Origin of the sequence: Collimonas arenae, from assembly GCF_001584165.1 — a bacterium.
Taxonomy (GTDB): Bacteria; Pseudomonadota; Gammaproteobacteria; order Burkholderiales; family Burkholderiaceae_D; genus Collimonas; species Collimonas arenae.
The window spans coordinates 1762795-1781797 of the sequence record NZ_CP013233.1 but is presented as its reverse complement, the minus strand read 5'-3'; the positions used below and the strand labels follow the sequence as shown (position 1 = coordinate 1781797).

The following is a 19003-nucleotide window of genomic DNA, read 5'->3' as shown; positions in this document are numbered from 1 at the left end:
ACCGACCATGAATTCCATCTCCTCGCTCCCGGCGGAACAATCAGCCACCGTCGCCGGCCGCGGCCGCTTGCGCACCAATCTGGGCCGCATCTGGGTCCACGTGGTGTTGTGCACGTATGCCGTCATCGCGCTGTTTCCGATTGCCCTGATCCTGATCAATTCGATAAAGTCGCGCGACGCGATTTTCGACAATCCGCTGGCCTTCCCTACTCCGGAAAGCTTCTCGCTGATCGGCTTTGAAAAGGTGCTGCACAACACCAACTTCATGCTGTACTTCGGCAACAGCCTGGTGGTCACGCTCGGTTCCCTGGTGTTGATCGTGCTGTTCGGCGCGATGGCCGGATGGGCGCTGTCGGAATACAAATTCCGCGGCAATCGCCTGATGGCGCTGTACCTGGCGCTCGGCATCATGATTCCGATCCGGCTCGGCACCGTATCCATCCTGCAACTGGTGGTCAGCCTCAACCTGATCAACACGCGCAGCGCGCTGATCCTGGTGTACACCGCACAAGGGTTGCCGCTGGCGGTCATGATCCTGTCCGAATTCATCCGCCAGATCCCGAAGGAACTGAAGGATGCCGCGCGCTGCGACGGTGTCGGCGAATTCAAGATTTTCTTCCAGATCATCCTGCCGCTGATCCGTCCGGCGATTGCCACGGTAGCCGTGTTCACGATGATCCCGGCCTGGAACGACTTGTGGTTTCCGCTGATTCTAGCGCCGTCGGATGAAACCAAGACCGTCACGTTGGGTGTGCAGCAATTTATCGGCCAGTACGTGACCGATTGGAATTCGGTACTGGCATCACTGTCGCTGGCCGTCATCCCGATCCTGATCCTGTACGTGATCTTCTCCCGTCAATTGATTCGCGGCCTGACTTCGGGCGCTGTAAAGTAAAAATAAGAGACATTCCATGGCAAACGTAAGCGTTAAACAACTCACCAAATCGTATGACGGCAAGCAGAAGGTGCTGGCCGATCTCAACCTGGAAATCAAGGACGGCGAATTCGTGGTGCTGGTCGGCCCTTCGGGCTGCGGCAAATCGACCTTGCTGCGCATGCTGTGCGGGTTGGAGTCGATCACCAGCGGCGAACTGTCGATCGGCGGCCAGATAGTCAATCACCTGCCTCCTGCGGAGCGCGGAATTGCGATGGTGTTCCAGAGCTACGCGCTGTATCCGCACATGACGGTCTACAAGAACATGGCGTTCGGCCTGAAGATCGCCGGCGCCGACAAGGCTGCCATCGACCAGCGCATCCGCCATGCCGCCGGCATCCTGAAGATCGATCATTTGCTGGACCGGCTGCCGCGTGAGTTGTCAGGCGGCCAACGCCAGCGGGTGGCAATCGGCCGCGCCATCGTGCGCAAGCCGAAACTGTTTCTGTTCGACGAACCATTGTCCAACCTGGACGCCGCGTTGCGGGTCCAGACCCGGCTGGAAATCGCCAAGCTGCACAAACAGCTGGAAGCGACCATCGTCTACGTCACCCATGACCAGGTCGAAGCGATGACGCTGGGCGACAAGATCGTGGTGATGAACGACGGCTACATCCAGCAGGCCGGTTCGCCGCTAGAACTGTACCAGCAGCCGCAGAACCTGTTCGTGGCGACCTTCATCGGCTCGCCAAAAATGAATTTGTTTACCGGCACCGTGAGCGCCGTCGACAACGAAGCGTTGCGGATCAAGCTCGACAGCGGCCAGGAAATCAGCGCCAATGTTAGCGCCGGCGCTACCAAGGCCGGCGATGCCGTGACAGTTGGCCTGCGGCCGGAACATATCCTGGAAAACGCGCATAGTGGAGAAATATTCAGCGGCAAGGTCAGCATTGTCGAACACCTGGGCGAAGCCAACTTCATCTACGTGACATTGCAAAATGGCCAGGATATGGTGGTGCGCGGCGATGGCAACAACACGGTGCATATCGGCGACAGCATCACCCTGTCGGCGCCGAGCCATGCCTTTCACGTATTCGACAGCAATGGCCAGGCGTTACCGCGACTGAAACCGGGCAACATGATTTCGTCCAAGCAATAGGAACAGGCCGCGCGACCAGATAAACTACGCGCTTCTTAGAAAAAAGCAACGGGGTTCAATTGAAAGCAGAGTACCAATACCTGGTCGGCGTCGATGGCGGCGGCACCAAAACTCAGCTGCGCGTCGAGCGTGCTGATGGCAGCCTGATTGCCGTCGGCAGCAGCGGCCCGTCGGCCTTGATGCACGGCACCGGCAAGGCATGGAGCGCCATCGTCGCAGCGCTGGACAGCGCATTCCAGTCGGCTGGCATCGCTTGCCCGGCCTACCAGGAAATCGCCGTTGGTTTTGGCTTGTCCGGCGTCAATAACAAGCAATGGGCGGAACAGTTTTCCGCCCAGAATCCGGGTTTCGGCGAGATCGCAATCGGCACCGACGCTTTCACCACCCTGCTCGGCGCGCACCTGGGACAGCCTGGCGCAGTGGTCGCCATCGGCACCGGCAGCGTCGGCGAAGTGCTGCTGGCGGACGGTAGCCGTCGCGAAGTTGGCGGTTGGGGCTTCCAGACCGGCGACGAAGCCAGCGGCGGCTGGATCGGCTTGCGCGCCGCCAATCATGTGGAGCGGGCACTCGATGGTCGAGTTTCTCCCGGGCCGCTGGCCAGCGCCATCGTCAGGTTCTGCGGCGGCAGCGATGCATTCAGCGTCGAACAAAACCGGGAACGAGTCATCGCCTGGGTTAACGACGCCAACCAGAGCGTCATCGCGCAACTGGCGCCATTGGTGGTGGCCCATGGCGAACAGGATCCGGCGGCGGCGACCATCTTGCGCAAGGCCGGCGTCGAAATCGATCAGATCGCGCATGCGCTAGATCCGTCTGGGCTACTGCCGATCGCGCTATGCGGCGGGCTGGCCATTCCGCTCAAGGCTTATCTGCCGGAGCCGTTGAGAACGCGCGCGATTGCACCGCGTGCTGACGCCGCCACCGGCGCACTAATACTGCTGCGCCGGCAACTCGCAGCGCAGCAAGGACAAGGACAGGAGGCGGTATGAGCAGTACAAAAATTCATGGCAACGTCTTGACCACCGAAGGCTGGGTCGACGGCGCCATCACCTTTAACGACATCATCACCGACATCCGCGGTCATGCGCTGGAACAGGCGCCAGCCGACGGCGACTATATCCTGCCTGGCTTCATCGACCTGCATGTGCATGGCGGCGGCGGCAAGGACATCATGGAAGCTGGCGATGCGGTGCATGTGGTCTCTCGGCTGCATGCCCAGCACGGCACCACCAGCATGCTGGCCACCACCATGACTGCGCCGCCGGCAGAGCTGGAAGCGGCGCTGGGCGCCATCGGCCGCGCCTGCCGCGCCCGTCGTGCAGGCACCGCGCGGGTGCTGGGTGCGCACCTGGAAGGCCCTTACATCAATCCAGGAAAACTCGGTGCGCAACCGGACTTCGCGATTGCCGCTTCGCTGGAACAGGTCGACTGGCTGCGCAGTTTCGCGCCCCTGAAACTGATTACTATTGCGCCGGAAATCAACGGCCATATGGAACTGGTCAAGACACTTTCCAAGATTGGCATGCGAGTGCAGATCGGCCATACCCTTGGTACTTACGAGGACGGCGTCAATGCCTTGAAGAACGGCGCAGCCGGTTTTACCCATCTGTTCAATGCGATGAGTTCCTTCCACCATCGCCAGCCTGGCATGGCCGGCGCAGCGCTGGCGCATGCCGAATATGCGGAACTGATTCCGGACCTGCTACATGTCCACCCTGGCGCCATCAAGGCCGCTCTGCGGGCGATTCCGCGTCTGTACTGCGTGACCGACTCTACTGCTGCATCCGGCATGCCTGACGGCGAGTACATGCTGGGTCGCCAGGTGGTGCACAAATGCCTGGGCGGCGTCCGCCTGGCCAACGGCACGCTGGCCGGCAGTACGCTAACCATGGACCAGGCCTTGCGCAACCTGGTGTCGTTGGGACTGGATATCGCCGAAGCTTCGCTGCGGGTTTCGACCTACCCCGCAGATTATCTGGGAATTCAAGAACGTGGCCGCCTCAAGGAGGGCTGCTTCGCCGACATTCTTGTGCTGGACCGCCAGCTCAAGCTCAAAGCCGTGTATGTAGAAGGAGAAAGAATTGACCTCGTTGATGCTTAAAGAAGCCCGCTCGGCGGCAGAACATGTCGCCTTGCAGCTCAGCCAGGATCGTGATCGCTATGCCGAGCTGGGTCAGCGCCTGCGCGCAGCGCCGCCATCGACCATCTTGACCGTGGCGCGCGGCAGTTCCGACCATGCCGCCAATTACTGCGCCTACCTGATCATGGCCCGCCTCGGCCGTGTGGTAGCATCGCTGCCGTTATCGCTGGTGACGCTCAACAAGGCCCCGCTGATTGCCCGCGACGCCCTTGCCATCGCGATTTCGCAATCGGGACAAAGCCCGGACGTCATCGAGCCGATCCGCTATTTTCGCGACAGCGGCGCCACCACGGTTGCCTTGGTCAACGACGCCGCCTCGCCGCTAGCTTCCGCAGCTGAGTGGACGTTGCCCTTGCATGCCGGCGCCGAACTCAGCGTCGCCGCTACCAAAAGTTTCATTACCAGCCTGGTGGCGGCGGCGAGACTGACAGCACACTGGCAGGACGACGCCGAATTTCTGGCTGCCATCGATGCGCTGCCGCAAGCACTGACGGCGGCAACCCAACTCGATTGGACGCCCGCCATCGATGTGCTGGCGCCATCCTCGCGCATCATGGTGGTGGGGCGCGGCATCAGCTTGCCGCTGGCGCTGGAATCGGCCTTGAAGTTCAAGGAAACCTCGGCGATCCAGGCCGAAGCCTTCAGCGGCGCCGAAATCAAGCACGGCCCGATGGCGCTGATCGACGACGGCTACCCCTTGCTGATTTTCGCCACCCGCGGCCCAACCCAGGCCAGCCTGCTCAAACTGGCAGAAGAAATGCGCGGACGCGGCGCCAAGGTCTTGCTGGCAGCGCCGGACGATATCGCCACACGCGACCTAACGCTGCCGGTGGCGGCTACCCCGGATCTCGACCCGATCGTCGCGATCCAGGCGTTCTACGTCATGGCAGCGCAACTGGCCGTCGCGCGCGGGATGGATCCGGACCAGCCACGGCATTTGAGTAAAGTGACAAAGACGCAGTAATGCTTGTTGAATCTGTTTTTGTGGTGCGCCTAGGCATGCACTCCGTGGTCCGTTAAATGGGGTCAGAGTAATTTTCGCAAAAAGACCGCGAAAAAAAACTCTGACCCCAATTAACTACGCTGGGCTGATTTAAGCAATTAGGGTCAGAGTCAAATTTCTGCGCGCTTTTTTTTGCGGAAATTTGACTCTGACCCTAATTAACGAACTGCGGGTACGCGTCGCTTCGTTAAAAAACTACGTAACGGGTCATGTCATTCTCCGAATCCGTCCTTTGAGGTCAGAGTAATTTTCGCGAAGGAGCGCGAAAAAAATCTCTGCCCCCAAAGGATTCAAGCAACTCCATTTTTAAAATATGTGGCGCATTCCCGGTCATTGCAACCCCTGGGCGCTGCTGCTGGACGGCGCAAACGAACTGCCGATGACGCCATTCACACCATCCGAATGCGGATAAAATGCAAGATTGCCATAGCAACGAACCACGATGGAAACGATCATGCAACATATCCAGCCAGTAGAACTCGCCAAAGCCTATCGCCTGCTCAACCACGGTCCAACCACCATCGTCACCAGCGCGCATGGCGGCGTCACCAATGTGATGGCAGCGGCATGGGCCATGCCGCTCGATTTCGATCCGCCGAAGGTTTTGCTGGTTATCGACAGCAAGACCCTGACGCGTGAACTGGTGGAAGCATCCGGTGAATTTGCGTTGAACATCCCGACCCGGGCGCTGGCGGAAACAACACTGGCAGTCGGTTCAAGTTCGGGGCGCGATGGCGACAAGTTCTCGGCGCTGGATATCACGACTTTTCCGTCGCAGAAGATTGCTGCGCCCCTGATCGGCGGTTGCCTGGCATGGCTCGAATGCAAGGTAATTCCGGAGCCACACAACCAGCAGCGCTACGACCTGTTCATCGCCGAAGTGGTCGCCGCCTGGGCCGATGCTGCGGCGTTCTCGGCCGGACGCTGGCACTTCCCGGCCGACGACCAGCGCTCACTTCATTACCTGGCCGGCGGCGCATTCTTTGCCACTGGCGAAGCATTCAACGTTGAGCTAAAGTCGTAACGAGGATTCGGCCTAGCATCGTATCCAGGAAAATCCTCAGCCGCGACCAATAAATGGCATATTGGTAGCCATCACCGTCATGAATTGAACGTTCGCATCAAGCGGCAAATCCGCCATGTACAGGACTGCCTTGGCGACATGCTCGACCGACATGGTCGGCTCTACCGCAATCTGGCCGTTGGCTTGCAGGATCCCCTGCTGCATGCGCTCTGTCATGTCGGTGGCGGCATTGCCGATGTCGATCTGACCACAGGCGATGTTGTACTTGCGACCATCCAGCGAAGTTGACTTGGTCAGGCCGGTGATCGCATGTTTGGTCGCGGTATAAGCGACCGAATTGGGCCGCGGCGCATGGGCCGCAATCGAACCATTATTGATGATGCGTCCACCGCCCGGCGTTTGCGCTTTCATGATCTTGAATGCCTCCTGCGTGCACAGGAAAGCGCCGGTCAGGTTGACCGCAACCGAGGCCTGCCATTGCGCAAAATCGACCTCTTCCAGCGACGCCGATTTGGTAAAGATGCCGGCATTGTTGAACAGCAGATCGAGCCGGCCAAAACGCGCCTTGATTGTTTCAAACAACGCCTTGACCGAAGCTTGATCGCTGACATCCGTTGGCACCGCCAATGCCTGCGCTCCGTATGCACCGCCCGCAGCAATCGTCTCTTCCAACGCCGCGGCGCGACGACCGGCCAGCACCACGCTGTAATCATGGCGCAGTAGCGCCAGGGCGATGTGCTTGCCAATGCCAGAACCGGCGCCGGTAACCAATGCTACTTTCTTCACTGCTGTCATGCTCTGCTCCTTGGTTTGGTATTTCTCTGTTTTATCTCCTTATTCTAACGATGTTTCAGTTTGAGGCCTCAACGCCCAAGCGGCGCTCGCAAACTTGTAATATTCAAATGCAACTTTGATCGTTCACTCCGGGATATTGTTTTGTTAATCTGGCCGGCATGGTGATCGCAATGACGATCCGCCAAATGACCTCAACGCCAACCAGGGACCAACACAACAATGAAATCACATGCCATATTTTTCGCTTGCCTGACGCTGCTGTCCGGCCTCGCCCACGCTGACAAGCTCGATGACATCAAGAAAGCCGGCGTGCTGCGCGTCGCCACCTTTGACGGCAATCCGCCGTTCGGCTTTGTCGACCAGAAAACCAACAAGATCATCGGCCTGGATGTCGACTACGCCAACGAAGTCGCCAAGAAACTAGGCGTCAAGGTTGAGCTGGTGCCGACCAATCCGGCCAATCGGATTCCACTTCTAACATCCGGCAAAGTCGACCTGGTGTTCGCCAACTTCACCATCAACGCCGAACGCGCCCAAGTGATCGATTTCAGCATTCCCTACTTCGCCTCCGGTCAGCAGTTCCTGGCGAAAAAAGGCGTGCTGAAGAACGCTGCGCAAATCACTGATCTGCGCATCGGCACCGACAAAGGCACCACGATGGAAACCACCCTGCGCGAGAAATATCCGGCTGCCAAGGTGGTGCTGTATGACGACACCCCATTCGCGCTGGCCGCACTGCGCAACGGCAATGTCCAGGCGATTACCCAGGATGGTTCGAAGCTGATCGCGCTGCTGGCGAATATCCCGGACAAGGAAAAATATGAAATCCCGGCCTTTGCCATTTCAGAAGAATATGAAGGTGTCGGCGTCCCCAAGGGTGAAACACGATTGGTGAATGCGCTCAATGACACCTTGCGCGAATTCGAAAAAGACGGCACCGCGCTGCGAATCTACGACAAATGGTTCGGCCCCAACAGCAAATCGCCACTGCCACGTCTGTTCAAGATCGGCGATACCAAGTTGAGTCAAAACTAAACCGATTGCATCGACTCTGTCTTGCACTGGCAAGCCTTGCGGTTTGCCGGTGCTTTTTTATTTAACGTTAGTAAATTCGCTGGTGACGCGCTTGATGATTGAGTTTCACGCAATACTGGGCCAGATGCTGGCGCCTAAATACATCGGCTGGCTGCTCGATGGCCTGTACATGACATTGTTACTGTCGGCAGTGGTCGCCGTGCTATCGACATTGTTGGGTATCGTGATCGCTGCCGCCCATTCCAGTCATCAACGCTGGCTATCGCGCCCGGCAGCGATATTCATCGCGGTATTCCGCAATACGCCGTTGCTGGTGCAACTGTTCTTCTGGTATTTCGGCATCTCCAGCCTGCTGCCCGAGAATACTGTGGTATGGCTCAACAGCGTTCACAGCGTGACGTTTGGCAGCTACCTGGCGCTGACATGGCCATCGTTCGAACTGCTGTGCGCCATCGTCGGCCTGAGCCTTTATTCCGCCACCTACGTCAGCGAGGAAATCCGCTCCGGCATGCGCGGCGTGGCGGAAGCCCAACGACTGGCTGGCGCCGCACTGGGCCTGACGCGCTGGCAGGTGCTGCGCTACGTGATCCTGCCGCAAGCAGCACGAATCGCACTGCCGCCGCTGCTCGGCCAGTACATGAACATCATCAAGAACACCTCGTTGACGATGGCCATCGGCCTGGCTGAGCTGTCCTACACCTCGCGCCAGGTAGAGGCGCAAACCTTCAAAACTTTCCAGGCATTCGGAATAGCGACATTGTTCTATATCGGCAGCATCGCGCTGATTGAGAGCGGCGGCCAATTGCTGCGGCGCCGGCAACGTCTCACCGATGGAGCACATCGATGAGCATGCAACTGAGCGTATTGACCGACAATCTGCCATATCTGCTGTGGGGAGCCTACCCTGAGGGTGAGTTGGGCGGCGCAGCCTTGACCGTATTGCTGAGTCTGGGATCGGCGCTGGCCTCGGCCGTGTTGGGGCTGGCGCTTGGCATCGGTTTATCGCTCACGCGCGGACTGCCGAATCTGTTGCTGACTGCCGGCATTGGATTTTTCCGGGCGATCCCGGTGCTGATGTTGATTTTCTGGACCTACTTCCTGCTACCGATCGTTTTTCACATCAACGTACCTGGCGTATTTTCAGTGATGTGCGCGCTCTCCCTGATCGGCGGCGCCTACCTGGCGCATTCGGTGCATGCCGGAATCAGCGGCATTCCCGCCGGCCAATGGGCTGCCGGCATGTCGCTTGGCATGACGCACTTCGCCGTGCTGCGCCACATTGTGCTGCCGCAAGCGTTGCAGATGATGCTGCCGTCATTCGTCAATCAATGGGTCACGTTGATCAAGGACAGTTCACTGGCCTACATTGTCGGGGTCGGCGAATTGTCCTTTGTGGCAGCGCAGGTCAACAGCCGGGTCATGATTTATCCGGCCGAGATATTCATGTTCATCGGCTTGATTTACTTTGCGCTATGCACAGGACTGGCCTGGTGCGCGGATCGTATTGGCGCCTGCTTCAACACCAGGTACGATGGGCAGTTGCGCCAAGCGCACTAGGACCGTCATGCTCAGTAGCCGAATTTTTTCTTGCACTGAGCGATCGACTCATGCAGGCGCTGTGTCGGCGTTTTTGCCCCCTTGGCGCTGCCGGCGCCGGCGATCATGGCGCCCAGTTCAGCGTCGGAAATTCCGTTGACGTAACCCTCCGAAGTGCATTTGCAAAAAGCCTGCAAATGCTGTTGGTCTTTCGGCACGCTCGGCTCGGTCGCCGGTGTCACCTGCATGCAGCTTTGCACATTACTCTGGACCATGCTTGCGCGAATGTCGGCCATTGACGGCGCCTGCGCCTGCGTGAAAGATGCAAAACCTAACAAGCAGATTGCAACAAGCGAACGGACTATTTTCTTCATCGTGATCCTTCATTGATTTAAAAAGTAAGACGACATCATTATCACCGCGCAACATGGTGGGCCGTCAACAGATATTTACATAGAGAAACAAAAAGGAAACAAATCGAAATGGGTGAGATTGATTAAATGTGGATTGAATTTGTACTGTACATACATACAGTATAATATCCTCCCCAAGGACTCTTTCGATACCCCATGTCCATGCTTGCCAGCGCGTCACTCAGCCACTCCGCTGCCGTCCAGTCAGTCGTCTCGGCCTTGCCGCATGCGTTGTGGCGCGCCGACCAGATGGGCTCTTACCAGGGCGCCGTCTGCGCTTCCGGCCATGCGGCGCTGGATCGCGAGCTACCCAATGGCGGCTGGCCGCACTCGGCTCTGATCGAACTGTTGTTGCAACATCCCGGCTACGGCGAGATACGCCTGTTGCAGCCGGCGCTGGTGCAGATCGCGCGACAGCGCCGCATTGTGCTGCTGCAACCGCCACACCTGCCGCAGATTGCCGCTTGGAGCGCGGCCGGGTTAGACACCGAACAGCTGCTTTGGATCAAGGCCGGACGTAGCGTCGATGCGCTGTGGTCGGCGGAACAGGTGCTACGTAACGGCAGTTGCGGCGCGCTGCTGCTGTGGCAATCGCATATTCGCGGCGATGCGTTGCGACGGCTGCACCTGGCAGCGCAGGCCAGCGATACCGTACTGTGGATGATTCGGCCGCTGGCCGCTGCGCATGAATCCTCGCCGGCGCCATTGCGCCTGAGTTTGCGGCCGGCGCCCAACGGCATCGACATCCAACTGATCAAACGCAAGGGACCGCAGCACGAGCAGCCGTTGTACCTGCAACTGACCGCCCCCATGGCGGCGGCTGAAATGCCCAACGCAGTGCCCACCCCCTCCTCCTCAACCCTTTTTTCATTACTCGATCATGCCACTGTGGATCGGCATACACCTGCCGTTGCTGGCGTTGGAAACATTGCGCCCACGCTGGTCTGAGTCCTGCATGCTGGTGGTACTGCAGCACGACCAGGTGCTGCTGATGACGCCCAGTGCAGCGGCCAGCGGCATTCGCCCAGGCATGCGCCGCGGCGGCGTTGTTGCGTTGGCGCCGCAGGCACAGTTGTGCGAACGCGATCTGCCGCGCGAACAAAGCGCGCGCGACGAGATCGCGCTGACCCTGTTGCAGTACACGCCGGAAGTCGCGCATGCCGAAGAAAACACACTGCTGCTCGACATCAGCGCCAGCCTGAGCGCGTTCGGCGGGCGTCTGGCGCTGTGCCGGCGCATCCGCGATAGCATCCAGGCGCTTGGTTTCACTCCGCAACTGAGCATGGCGCCCACCGCACAGGGCGCCTGGCTGCTGGCGTACAACCAGCCTCAGCGGCAACTCGCCAGGCAACGCCGCAGCCTGCGCCTGGCAAGCCTGCAACGGCGGCTGGACGCATTGCCTTTCATGACCCTGCCGGCGGCCCGCCCTTACCAGGAATGGCTGGCCGGCATCGGCTGCCAAACCCTGGCCGATTTGCGCAAACTACCGCGCGCCGGCCTGCAGCGACGCAGCGACAAGCAAGTGCTGGAAACCCTGGATCGCGCCTACGGCGACGTCTCGGAAGTATTCGAATGGGTGCAGGCGCCGCCCGCCTTTTCCGTCTGGCTAGAATTGCCGGACCGGATCGAACATGCACAAGCTGTGCTGTTTGCGGCGCGCCGCCTGATCCTGCAGATGATCGGCTGGCTGGTAGCGCAACAACTGGCGGTGACGCGCTTCGAACTGTCGCTGGAGCACGAGCGCGGCCGCCAGGCAATTGCTCCCACACCATTGGTGATCGCGCTGGCAGAACCGGCCTGGCACGAAGAACATTTGCTACGCCTGCTGAAGGAACGACTAGGCCGGCTGCAGCTCGACGCTGCGGTGATCGCTTTACGCCTGCAAGCCAGCGAGGTGACGCCGATGCTACCGCCCAGCGCCGCCTTGTTTCCCGAACCAGGTGGTACGCCCGGCGCCTACCCGCGCCTACTGGAACTGCTCAGCGCCCGGCTCGGCAGCGAGAACGTGCTGAGCCCGGCGGCAGTGGCCGATCATCGGCCGGAACTGGCTAATGCATGGCGCCCCGCCGCCGACAACAAGCGACGCCAGCCGCCGACAGAGAACAGCCCACTGCAACGGCCGTTCTGGCTGCTGCAAACGCCGCTGCCCCTGATACTGCGCGAAAACCGGCCATTCTATAGTTCGCCGCTGCGCCTGTTGTCGGGGCCGGAACGGATCGAGTGCGGTTGGTGGGACGGCGCCGCCGCGGTGCGCGACTATTTCGTCGCCGAAGGTGCGGAAGCCGCCTGCTACTGGATCTATCGGGAACGCAGCGGCGATGACGTCCAATGGTTCCTGCATGGTTTGTTTGCCTGATTCGAGGATCACACAAGATGGACGTCTCCTCTCCGCAATCATCGGTTGCACCTGCCGCGCTGCCGGCCTATGCCGAGCTGCAATGCATATCCAACTTCACTTTCCTGCACGGCGCCTCCCACCCGGAAGAGTTGGTGGAACGCGCGGCCCAGTTGGGCTATAGCGCCCTGGCGATTACTGACGAATGTTCACTGGCCGGCGTGGTGCGCGCCCATGTCGAAGCCAAGAAACAAAATTTTCCGCTGCTGATCGGCAGCCAGTTCCAGTTGCATGAAAGCGATGGCAGCCCGGCATTTTCCATCGTCGTGCTGGCACGGAACCTGGAAGGCTACGGCAACCTGTCGGAACTGATCACGCTGGCGCGCAGCCGTGCCGACAAGGGTAGCTATCTGCTGCGGCCACAAGACCTGGCAGCGCCCGACGCCGAGCACGCGCATCTGCGTCAACTGCCCGGTTGCCTGGCGATCCTGTTGCCGGAGCATGGCATCGATGCCGACACACTGGCACATCAGGCTGAGTGGCTACGCGACACCTTTGCCGAACGCGGCTGGATCGGCCTAACCATGCTGCAACAGGCCGGCGATGAACGGCAGCGCGCAATCACTGCCCAAGTGGCGCAGGAGATGGCGATGCCAGTAGTGGCCACCGGCGCCGTCTGCATGCATCGGCGCTCGCGCAAGCCATTGCAGGATACGCTGACCGCAATCCGCCTGGGCACACCGGTCTCTGCCTGCGGCTACGCGCTGGCGCCGAATGCCGAGCAGCATTTGCGCGCCAGACTGCGGCTGGGCAATTTGTACCCGCCGGCAGCGCTGGCTGAAACCATCAGGATTGCGGAATCCTGCGATTTTTCGCTGGATCAGCTGCACTACGAATATCCCGATGAAGTAGTCCCAGACGGCCATACCGCCACCAGTTATCTACGCCAGCAAACCTATATCGGCGCACGCGAACGTTTCCATGACCACATTCCAGCGGCAGTGCAAAAGCAACTGGAGGAAGAACTCGGCATCATCCAGGAGCTGTCCTACGAATCGTATTTCCTGACGGTGTACGACATCGTCCAGTTCGCCCGCAGCCAGAAAATACTATGCCAGGGGCGTGGCTCGGCGGCCAATTCGGCGGTCTGTTATTGCCTCGGCATTACTGAAGTCGACCCGAGCCGCGGTACCCTGTTGTTCGGCCGCTTCATCAGCCGTGAACGCAACGAACCGCCCGATATCGATGTCGATTTCGAACACCAGCGCCGCGAAGACGTCATCCAGTACATCTACAACAAATACGGCCGGCTGCGCGCCGCCCTGACCGCGGTGGTGATCAGTTACAGGCCGCGTAGCGTATTGCGCGATGTTGGCAAGGCGCTCGGCATTGATCCCGGCGTGGTCGACCAGATCGCCAAATCGCAGCGCTGGTGGGACGACAAGCAGCAATTGCAGCAACGCTTCGTTGAATTCGGCATGGATCCGGAAACGCCGATTGCCACCCTCTGGGCCGATCTGTCGCATACGCTGATGGGTTTCCCGCGCCATCTGTCGCAACATCCGGGCGGTTTCGTGATTTCACGCGGCAAGCTGTCGCGGCTGGTGCCGATCGAGAATGCCGCAATGAAGGACCGCAGTGTGGTGCAGTGGGACAAGGACGATCTGGATGCGCTCGGCCTACTCAAAGTCGATGTGCTGGCGCTGGGCATGCTGTCGATGCTGCAGCGGGCGCTGACGATGGTCGGTGAGCAGCGCGGCGAGGCGTTTGAAATGCAGGACATCCCGCGCGAAGATCCGGCAACATACAAGATGATTTGCCAGGCCGACACCATCGGCGTGTTCCAGATCGAAAGCCGGGCCCAGATGAGCATGCTGCCGCGCCTGAAGCCGAATAAATTCTACGATCTGGTGATCCAGGTTGCGATCGTGCGGCCGGGGCCAATCCAGGGTGGCATGGTGCATCCTTATCTGCAAAACAGGAAGATCGCCCCGGAACTGATCGTCTATCCCAAGGATGAATTGCGGGAAGCGCTGGAACGCACACTGGGTGTGCCGATTTTCCAGGAACAGGTGATGCAGATCGCCGTCATCGCGGCCGGTTTCACTCAGGGCGAAGCCGATGGATTGCGGCGCTCGATGGCAGCATGGAAGCGTAAAGGCGGCCTTGACAAATACGAGCGTCAACTGATCGACGGCATGACCCACAATGGTTACGAAAAAAGCTTTGCCGAAGCCATCTATAGCCAGATTCAGGGCTTCGGCGAATACGGGTTTCCGGAAAGCCACGCCGCCAGTTTCGCGCTGCTGGCCTATGCCAGTGCCTGGCTCAAATGCCACGAGCCGGAAGCCTTCCTGGCGGCGTTGCTGAACAGCCAACCGATGGGTTTCTATTCCGCCTCGCAACTGGTGCAGGATGCGCGCCGGCACGGCGTCGAAGTGCTGCCGGTCGACATCAACCTGAGCAACTGGGATGCCGCGCTCGAAGCGATACCGCAATCGGCCCGGCCAGCAGTGCGGCTCGGCTTCAACCTGGTGCAAGGCCTCAATCCCGACGGCGCATCGCAGATTGAAGCGGCGCGCGCGGTGCGCCGCTTCAGCGATCTCAAGGACATGGCCTTGCGCACCGGCCTCAAGCGCGATCAGCTACAAGCGTTGGCCGCGGCTAACACGCTGGCGCCGCTATCCGGCAACCGGCGCCAGGCGCTGTGGCAAGCACTGGTCAGTGCACCCGACAAAGACTTGCTCAAGCAGGCTCAGGTCAATGAGGAAGAGTTGCTGCTGGCGGAACCCGGCGAGGCAGAAAGCCTGCTCAACGATTATCGCTCGCTAGGCCTGACGCTGGGCCGCCATCCGCTGGCCCTGCTGCGCCCGCGACTGGCGGCCAAACGCTTCCTGCCGGCCGATGTGCTGAACACCTTTGCCAACGGCCAGCTGGCGCGCGGCTGCGGCATCGTCACGATGCGGCAGCGCCCTGGCACGGCCAAAGGTGTGGTGTTTGTCACCCTCGAAGATGAAACCGGCACGGTCAATGTCATCGTCTGGCCGGACCTGGTCGAACGCCAGCGCAAGGAACTGACCGGCTCGGCATTGATGGGGGTTTATGGCATCTGGCAATGCCAGGATGGCGTGCGCCACCTGGTTGCCAAACACTTGCTGGATCTGTCGCCGCTACTGGGAAAACTCAATACCAGCAGCCGCGATTTTCATTAACGTGCTGTCGGCCCTGGCTGCTGGTGCGGCATTTCCAGGTGATCTGGATGCAAGTCGAGCAACTGATCAATACTGGAACCCGGATCTTCGCTGCCGTCCTCCTGAATCGCCACTTGACGCTGCAATGCAGTCTCGGCATCGGCGACCGCCAGCAAATCGCGTTTGCGCTGCCAGCCGACAGCCACCAATCCACCCACCCCCAGCACCGCCAGGCAAGCCGCCGGCACCAGCATCGGCGTCACATTGCTATGCGTGACCTTGCCCACATAAGGCATCAGATTCTGCCCGAAAAACCCGCCCAGATTACCGATCGAATTGATCGCAGCAATACTGGCGGCGGCACGTGCGCCTTGGAAGAATTTCGGCGGCAGCGACCAGAAACACGGATACAGCAAGGTGATGCAGGCGCCACCGATCACCAGCGCGCCAAAGCGCAGGATATTCGAATCCAGCAACGCGCTGGAGGTAAAGCACAACAAACCCAGCAGGCCGATGACGGCAATCGCTCTATATACCACGCGGTCGCCGCGTAACTTGCCCGGCAACCACAACAGCAACAACACCGCCAGCCCCCACGGAATCATGTTCAACAAACCGTTGATGGTGGAGCTGACGCCGAACCCCTTGACCAACGTCGGTAGCCAATAGGTAACGCCGTACAGCGAAGTTGACATCAGCATGTAGGTGGCAGCAAACAGCAACACCCGCAGATCCCACAGCGCCGCCAGCGGATTGCCATGCGTTGCGTTGGGCGGCGCGTCGCGGCGCATCATGTCGTTCAGTCGGGCTTTCTGGCCGGCCGACAGGAACTTCGCTTCATCGATCGAACCCGGCAGGTACAACATCACGATCAGGGTTAGCAACACCGCTGGCGCACCGGTCGCAATAAAGACCCATTGCCAGCCGGCCAGCCCGAGCGTACCGTTCAGATTCAGCAACAAGCCGCCCACCAACGCGCCCAACATGTTCGCCAACGCGCTACCCAGAGTGAACACACCGAGCACCCGGGTGCGATATGCCTGTGGAAACCACAATGTCAGGTAGTAAATCACGCCGGGATAAAAACCCGCTTCGGCGATACCAAGCATGAAACGCAGCACGTAGAACATTGGCAGCGAACTGGTGAAGCCGAGCAATATCGTCACCGCGCCCCAGGTGAACATGATGCGTGCCAGCCATACCCGTGCACCGTATTTGTGCAATGCCAGCGTACTGGGAATTTCAAACAGCAGGTAGCCGATGAAAAACAGCGAAGCGCCCAATCCATACGCGGCCTCGCTCATGTGCAATGCATGCACCATCTCCAGCTTGGCGAACCCGACATTCTGCCGATCGATGAACGACACCAGGAACATCACGATCAGCAACGGCATCAAGCGCCACGCTACCTTCTTCATCAACTGTTCTTCAGACAACTCGCTTTGTGACGCCACAACTGGTCTCCCCATTTTTTTTAATCAATCCGCCGGCTATGCCGAAGGCCTCAATACCACGCCATATAAAATCAATTCTTCCAATGCCGCTCCCACACCGGCGCGATGCCCGGGTAACGTTCCACCAGTGCGATGGCTGCGGCAAAATTCGGGCGCACCTGCGCCAAGTGGGCGCGTGCGCCCGACCATTTGGAGACCACTGCGGCCAGTAGGTCCAGTGCGCCGGCCTGGAACCGCTGAGAAAAGGATGTTGCGGAAAGGTGTCGGCGAAAATCTCCCAGTTGCGATGCAGCCGCTCGGTGGCGCCAAGCCGAATCTGCTCCTGCACGGCAGTGTCGGCATCCACGCACCAGCGCTCTGGAAAATCGATGACACCGATCGCCGCATAGCAGTTGGCGGCGATGAACACCAAGCCTCGGATAGCCTGCGCACGTTGCCCGGGGTCGATCGGTAGCAAATGGGAAGATGGATGGTGCAGGCCAAGATGCAGGAGGATCGCCGCACTCTCAGTCAATATGGCGCCATCCGGCAATTGCAGCGTCGGAATTTGCATGAGCGGATTGACCCGCTGTAATTCATCAATGGCAGATGCCGGCGCCCAGGATGCCGCTTCGACCCTGCGATACGGCAGTCCGGCCATTTCAAGCGCCGCTTCGACTGCTGCCGAACCGGAACCCTTGAAACCGTAGAGTGTGTACATGTCTCCTGCCTCGCCCTATCTCTTCGCCCTAAGAGATAAATTCTAGCAGGAGTGGCCCGTCTCGGCTAAATCAATTCCAGCGCGTGCCGCACACGCTGGCATAGCTCGGCCGGCGAACGTGAAATGATTTCTTCCGGCACCAGGAATTTCTTGATCAGTCGCTTGTGACTTTCAAAGCCGTAAGACACCATGAAAGGATGCATGCCGCTACCGATCGCCGACAGATAATCCTTGTGTTCGTCGCCGCAGATATAGGCGCGTGCCGGATTGATGTCGAAGCGTTCGCGGATTGCGCGGAATTCCTGGACTTTTCCTGGTGGGTCGGAATATGCGCGAAAAAATCGAGCGCGTTCAGATCGATGTCGTGACGTCGGAACAGTTGCCTGAGAGTTTCTTCCGGCTGGTTGGTGACATTCCGCGTGACCAGGCCAACAACCACATCGGGTGCGGCGATCAGGCTTTGCACCAGGCCGGCAATGCCTGGATACAGCAACGCCTCTTCACGGTAGACCTCGGTCAGAGTGGCAATCAGCAGCTTGCGGTTCTGCTTGCCGATCTGCTTCTTCAGGTTGGATGGAAACTCCTTCAAGCCGCCAAGATATTTGAACAGGCGGCGGCGCTTCTGAAACCTCTCTTCGTCGCCGATCTCCATGCCGTGACGGGAAAATGTCTTGTCGATCGCGCTGTAGGCGTCGATGGTGGTGCCGTCGGCATCGAGAATGATTAATCGCTTGTTGTTTTTGTACATGAGTCATCCATCAGGAAACAGGTGCTGCCGGCAATGGTTGTCCGCAACCGTTGATCGGAACATATAGCAGTCTCATGACAGGACGATGACTTCGACGCAGCCGCCACGGTGTATCATGCACATGCATGACGATTAACCAACACTCTTCCTATACGACGATGAGCGCCATCACCGATCTTGACACCCTGCTCGCTTCGATGCACCCGATAGCGCGCAAGGAATTGTTTGTGTTCTGCACGATCCCCGGACAAGCCTACGGCAGCTTTGCGGCCCTGGCGCCAATCGCCTCCTTCCAGGAAGCGGAAGGATTGACGCTGATCCTGGAACGGCAGGCAGCCGACAACGCCGGCCTGAAATACGACGGTCTGTTCTCCATGATTACCCTCAGCGTGCATTCCAGCCTGGCAGCGGTCGGACTGACCGCATGCGTGGCAACCGAGCTGGCGCAATCCGGTATCAGCGCCAATGTGGTCGCAGCCTATTTTCACGATCATGTATTTGTACCGGCCGCGCGCGCCGGCGAAGCGCTGGCGGTATTGACCAAACTTGCGCTGCGCCATGCCAGCAAGGCACAGCCCTCGTAAGCGGACCGGTAA

General features: G+C 59.5%; 19 protein-coding genes. 13 read left to right on the top strand and 6 right to left on the bottom strand.

What is annotated here, in order from left to right:
* Positions 1–7 precede the first annotated feature (7 nt).
* Genes CAter10_RS08460 through CAter10_RS08440 form a run of 5 tightly spaced genes read left to right on the top strand, consistent with a single transcriptional unit; the run spans position 8 to position 5137 of the window.
* Positions 8–895 (top strand): carbohydrate ABC transporter permease, encoded by an 888-nt coding sequence (locus CAter10_RS08460; RefSeq protein ID WP_061533076.1) that lies wholly within the window; start codon positions 8–10, stop codon positions 893–895.
* 16 nt (positions 896–911) lie between these two features.
* Complete coding sequence (locus tag CAter10_RS08455; protein WP_061533075.1) at positions 912–2033, top strand: ABC transporter ATP-binding protein; 1122 nt, start codon at positions 912–914, stop codon at positions 2031–2033.
* A 59-nt stretch (positions 2034–2092) separates the two neighbouring features.
* Complete coding sequence (locus tag CAter10_RS08450; RefSeq protein ID WP_061533074.1) at positions 2093–3022, top strand: glucosamine kinase nucleotide-binding domain-containing protein; 930 nt, start codon at positions 2093–2095, stop codon at positions 3020–3022.
* Positions 3019–4134, top strand: coding sequence for an N-acetylglucosamine-6-phosphate deacetylase (gene nagA / locus CAter10_RS08445; RefSeq protein WP_061533073.1), 1116 nt, complete (start codon positions 3019–3021; stop codon positions 4132–4134). Before CAter10_RS08450 ends, nagA begins: the two co-directional genes overlap by 4 nt.
* Complete coding sequence (locus tag CAter10_RS08440; protein ID WP_197467238.1) at positions 4127–5137, top strand: SIS domain-containing protein; 1011 nt, start codon at positions 4127–4129, stop codon at positions 5135–5137. The genes nagA and CAter10_RS08440 overlap by 8 nt, the downstream gene beginning before the upstream one ends.
* 369 nt (positions 5138–5506) lie before the next feature.
* Here the strand turns inward: CAter10_RS08440 and CAter10_RS24025 are convergent, their stop codons facing one another.
* Positions 5507–5632, bottom strand: coding sequence for a hypothetical protein (locus CAter10_RS24025; RefSeq protein ID WP_257722350.1), 126 nt, complete (start codon positions 5630–5632; stop codon positions 5507–5509).
* Here CAter10_RS24025 and CAter10_RS08435 point away from each other — a divergent pair.
* Positions 5631–6200 (top strand): flavin reductase family protein, encoded by a 570-nt coding sequence (locus CAter10_RS08435; RefSeq protein ID WP_061535239.1) that lies wholly within the window; start codon positions 5631–5633, stop codon positions 6198–6200. The two genes, CAter10_RS24025 and CAter10_RS08435, sit on opposite strands and share 2 nt — an antisense overlap.
* A gap of 36 nt (positions 6201–6236) precedes the next feature.
* On the opposite strand, the gene CAter10_RS08430 is transcribed toward CAter10_RS08435, so the two are convergent.
* A complete protein-coding gene (locus tag CAter10_RS08430; RefSeq protein ID WP_061533072.1) occupies positions 6237–6995 on the bottom strand; it encodes an SDR family oxidoreductase in 759 nt (252 codons plus the stop codon).
* Positions 6996–7214: 219 nt separating this feature from the next.
* Between CAter10_RS08430 and CAter10_RS08425 the strand changes: the two genes are divergently transcribed.
* The 3 genes from CAter10_RS08425 (at position 7215) to CAter10_RS08415 (ending at position 9587) form a co-directional block, all read left to right on the top strand.
* Entirely contained in the window at positions 7215–8030 is an 816-nt protein-coding gene (locus tag CAter10_RS08425; protein ID WP_061533071.1) for an ABC transporter substrate-binding protein, read from the top strand.
* Between the two features lie 94 nt (positions 8031–8124).
* Positions 8125–8877 (top strand): amino acid ABC transporter permease, encoded by a 753-nt coding sequence (locus CAter10_RS08420; RefSeq protein ID WP_061535238.1) that lies wholly within the window; start codon positions 8125–8127, stop codon positions 8875–8877.
* Between the two features lie 2 nt (positions 8878–8879).
* Entirely contained in the window at positions 8880–9587 is a 708-nt protein-coding gene (locus tag CAter10_RS08415) for an amino acid ABC transporter permease (RefSeq protein ID WP_061535237.1), read from the top strand.
* An 11-nt stretch (positions 9588–9598) separates the two neighbouring features.
* Here CAter10_RS08415 and CAter10_RS08410 read toward each other — a convergent pair whose 3' ends face one another.
* Complete coding sequence (locus tag CAter10_RS08410) at positions 9599–9940, bottom strand: hypothetical protein (RefSeq protein WP_061533070.1); 342 nt, start codon at positions 9938–9940, stop codon at positions 9599–9601.
* Positions 9941–10135: 195 nt separating this feature from the next.
* Between CAter10_RS08410 and imuA the strand changes: the two genes are divergently transcribed.
* The 3 genes from imuA to CAter10_RS08395 are packed head-to-tail and all read left to right on the top strand — an operon-like array spanning position 10136 to position 15526.
* The gene (gene imuA, locus CAter10_RS08405; protein ID WP_061533069.1) at positions 10136–10927 is read left to right on the top strand and encodes a translesion DNA synthesis-associated protein ImuA; all 792 of its coding nucleotides are present in this window, start codon (positions 10136–10138) and stop codon (positions 10925–10927) included.
* Complete coding sequence (locus CAter10_RS08400; protein WP_061533068.1) at positions 10860–12335, top strand: Y-family DNA polymerase; 1476 nt, start codon at positions 10860–10862, stop codon at positions 12333–12335. The genes imuA and CAter10_RS08400 overlap by 68 nt, the downstream gene beginning before the upstream one ends.
* A gap of 17 nt (positions 12336–12352) precedes the next feature.
* Positions 12353–15526, top strand: coding sequence for an error-prone DNA polymerase (locus CAter10_RS08395; protein WP_061533067.1), 3174 nt, complete (start codon positions 12353–12355; stop codon positions 15524–15526).
* Here the strand turns inward: CAter10_RS08395 and CAter10_RS08390 are convergent.
* The 3 genes from CAter10_RS08390 to CAter10_RS24235 form a co-directional block, all read right to left on the bottom strand.
* Complete coding sequence (locus CAter10_RS08390) at positions 15523–16974, bottom strand: MFS transporter (protein WP_061533066.1); 1452 nt, start codon at positions 16972–16974, stop codon at positions 15523–15525. The genes CAter10_RS08395 and CAter10_RS08390 overlap by 4 nt on opposite strands.
* Positions 16934–17659, bottom strand: coding sequence for a glutathione S-transferase family protein (locus CAter10_RS21875; RefSeq protein WP_205630298.1), 726 nt, complete (start codon positions 17657–17659; stop codon positions 16934–16936). The genes CAter10_RS08390 and CAter10_RS21875 overlap by 41 nt, the downstream gene beginning before the upstream one ends.
* A gap of 65 nt (positions 17660–17724) precedes the next feature.
* Entirely contained in the window at positions 17725–17910 is a 186-nt protein-coding gene (locus CAter10_RS24235) for an HAD family hydrolase (RefSeq protein WP_335340216.1), read from the bottom strand.
* 622 nt (positions 17911–18532) lie between these two features.
* On the opposite strand from CAter10_RS24235, the gene CAter10_RS08375 reads away from it, so the two are divergent.
* On the top strand, positions 18533–18991 hold the full coding sequence (locus CAter10_RS08375) for an ACT domain-containing protein (protein ID WP_231879236.1): 459 nt from the start codon (positions 18533–18535) through the stop codon (positions 18989–18991).
* The last annotated feature ends 12 nt before the right edge of the window (positions 18992–19003 follow it).

Excerpts from the sequence above, each read along its gene's own strand:
- CAter10_RS08425 (WP_061533071.1), top strand. The coding sequence starts at position 7,215 with ATGAAATCACATGCCATATTTTTCGCTTGCCTGACGCTGCTGTCCGGC.
- CAter10_RS08390 (WP_061533066.1), bottom strand. The coding sequence starts at position 16,974 with ATGGGGAGACCAGTTGTGGCGTCACAAAGCGAGTTGTCTGAAGAACAG.
- CAter10_RS08375 (WP_231879236.1), top strand. The coding sequence starts at position 18,533 with ATGACGATTAACCAACACTCTTCCTATACGACGATGAGCGCCATCACC.
- CAter10_RS08420 (WP_061535238.1), top strand. The coding sequence starts at position 8,125 with ATGATTGAGTTTCACGCAATACTGGGCCAGATGCTGGCGCCTAAATAC.
- nagA (WP_061533073.1), top strand. The coding sequence starts at position 3,019 with ATGAGCAGTACAAAAATTCATGGCAACGTCTTGACCACCGAAGGCTGG.
- CAter10_RS08400 (WP_061533068.1), top strand. The coding sequence starts at position 10,860 with ATGCCACTGTGGATCGGCATACACCTGCCGTTGCTGGCGTTGGAAACA.
- CAter10_RS08430 (WP_061533072.1), bottom strand. The coding sequence starts at position 6,995 with ATGACAGCAGTGAAGAAAGTAGCATTGGTTACCGGCGCCGGTTCTGGC.
- CAter10_RS21875 (WP_205630298.1), bottom strand. The coding sequence starts at position 17,659 with ATGTACACACTCTACGGTTTCAAGGGTTCCGGTTCGGCAGCAGTCGAA.
- CAter10_RS08410 (WP_061533070.1), bottom strand. The coding sequence starts at position 9,940 with ATGAAGAAAATAGTCCGTTCGCTTGTTGCAATCTGCTTGTTAGGTTTT.
- CAter10_RS24025 (WP_257722350.1), bottom strand. The coding sequence starts at position 5,632 with ATGATCGTTTCCATCGTGGTTCGTTGCTATGGCAATCTTGCATTTTAT.
- CAter10_RS08395 (WP_061533067.1), top strand. The coding sequence starts at position 12,353 with ATGGACGTCTCCTCTCCGCAATCATCGGTTGCACCTGCCGCGCTGCCG.
- imuA (WP_061533069.1), top strand. The coding sequence starts at position 10,136 with ATGTCCATGCTTGCCAGCGCGTCACTCAGCCACTCCGCTGCCGTCCAG.
- CAter10_RS08460 (WP_061533076.1), top strand. The coding sequence starts at position 8 with ATGAATTCCATCTCCTCGCTCCCGGCGGAACAATCAGCCACCGTCGCC.
- CAter10_RS08435 (WP_061535239.1), top strand. The coding sequence starts at position 5,631 with ATGCAACATATCCAGCCAGTAGAACTCGCCAAAGCCTATCGCCTGCTC.
- CAter10_RS08440 (WP_197467238.1), top strand. The coding sequence starts at position 4,127 with ATGCTTAAAGAAGCCCGCTCGGCGGCAGAACATGTCGCCTTGCAGCTC.
- CAter10_RS08415 (WP_061535237.1), top strand. The coding sequence starts at position 8,880 with ATGCAACTGAGCGTATTGACCGACAATCTGCCATATCTGCTGTGGGGA.
- CAter10_RS08455 (WP_061533075.1), top strand. The coding sequence starts at position 912 with ATGGCAAACGTAAGCGTTAAACAACTCACCAAATCGTATGACGGCAAG.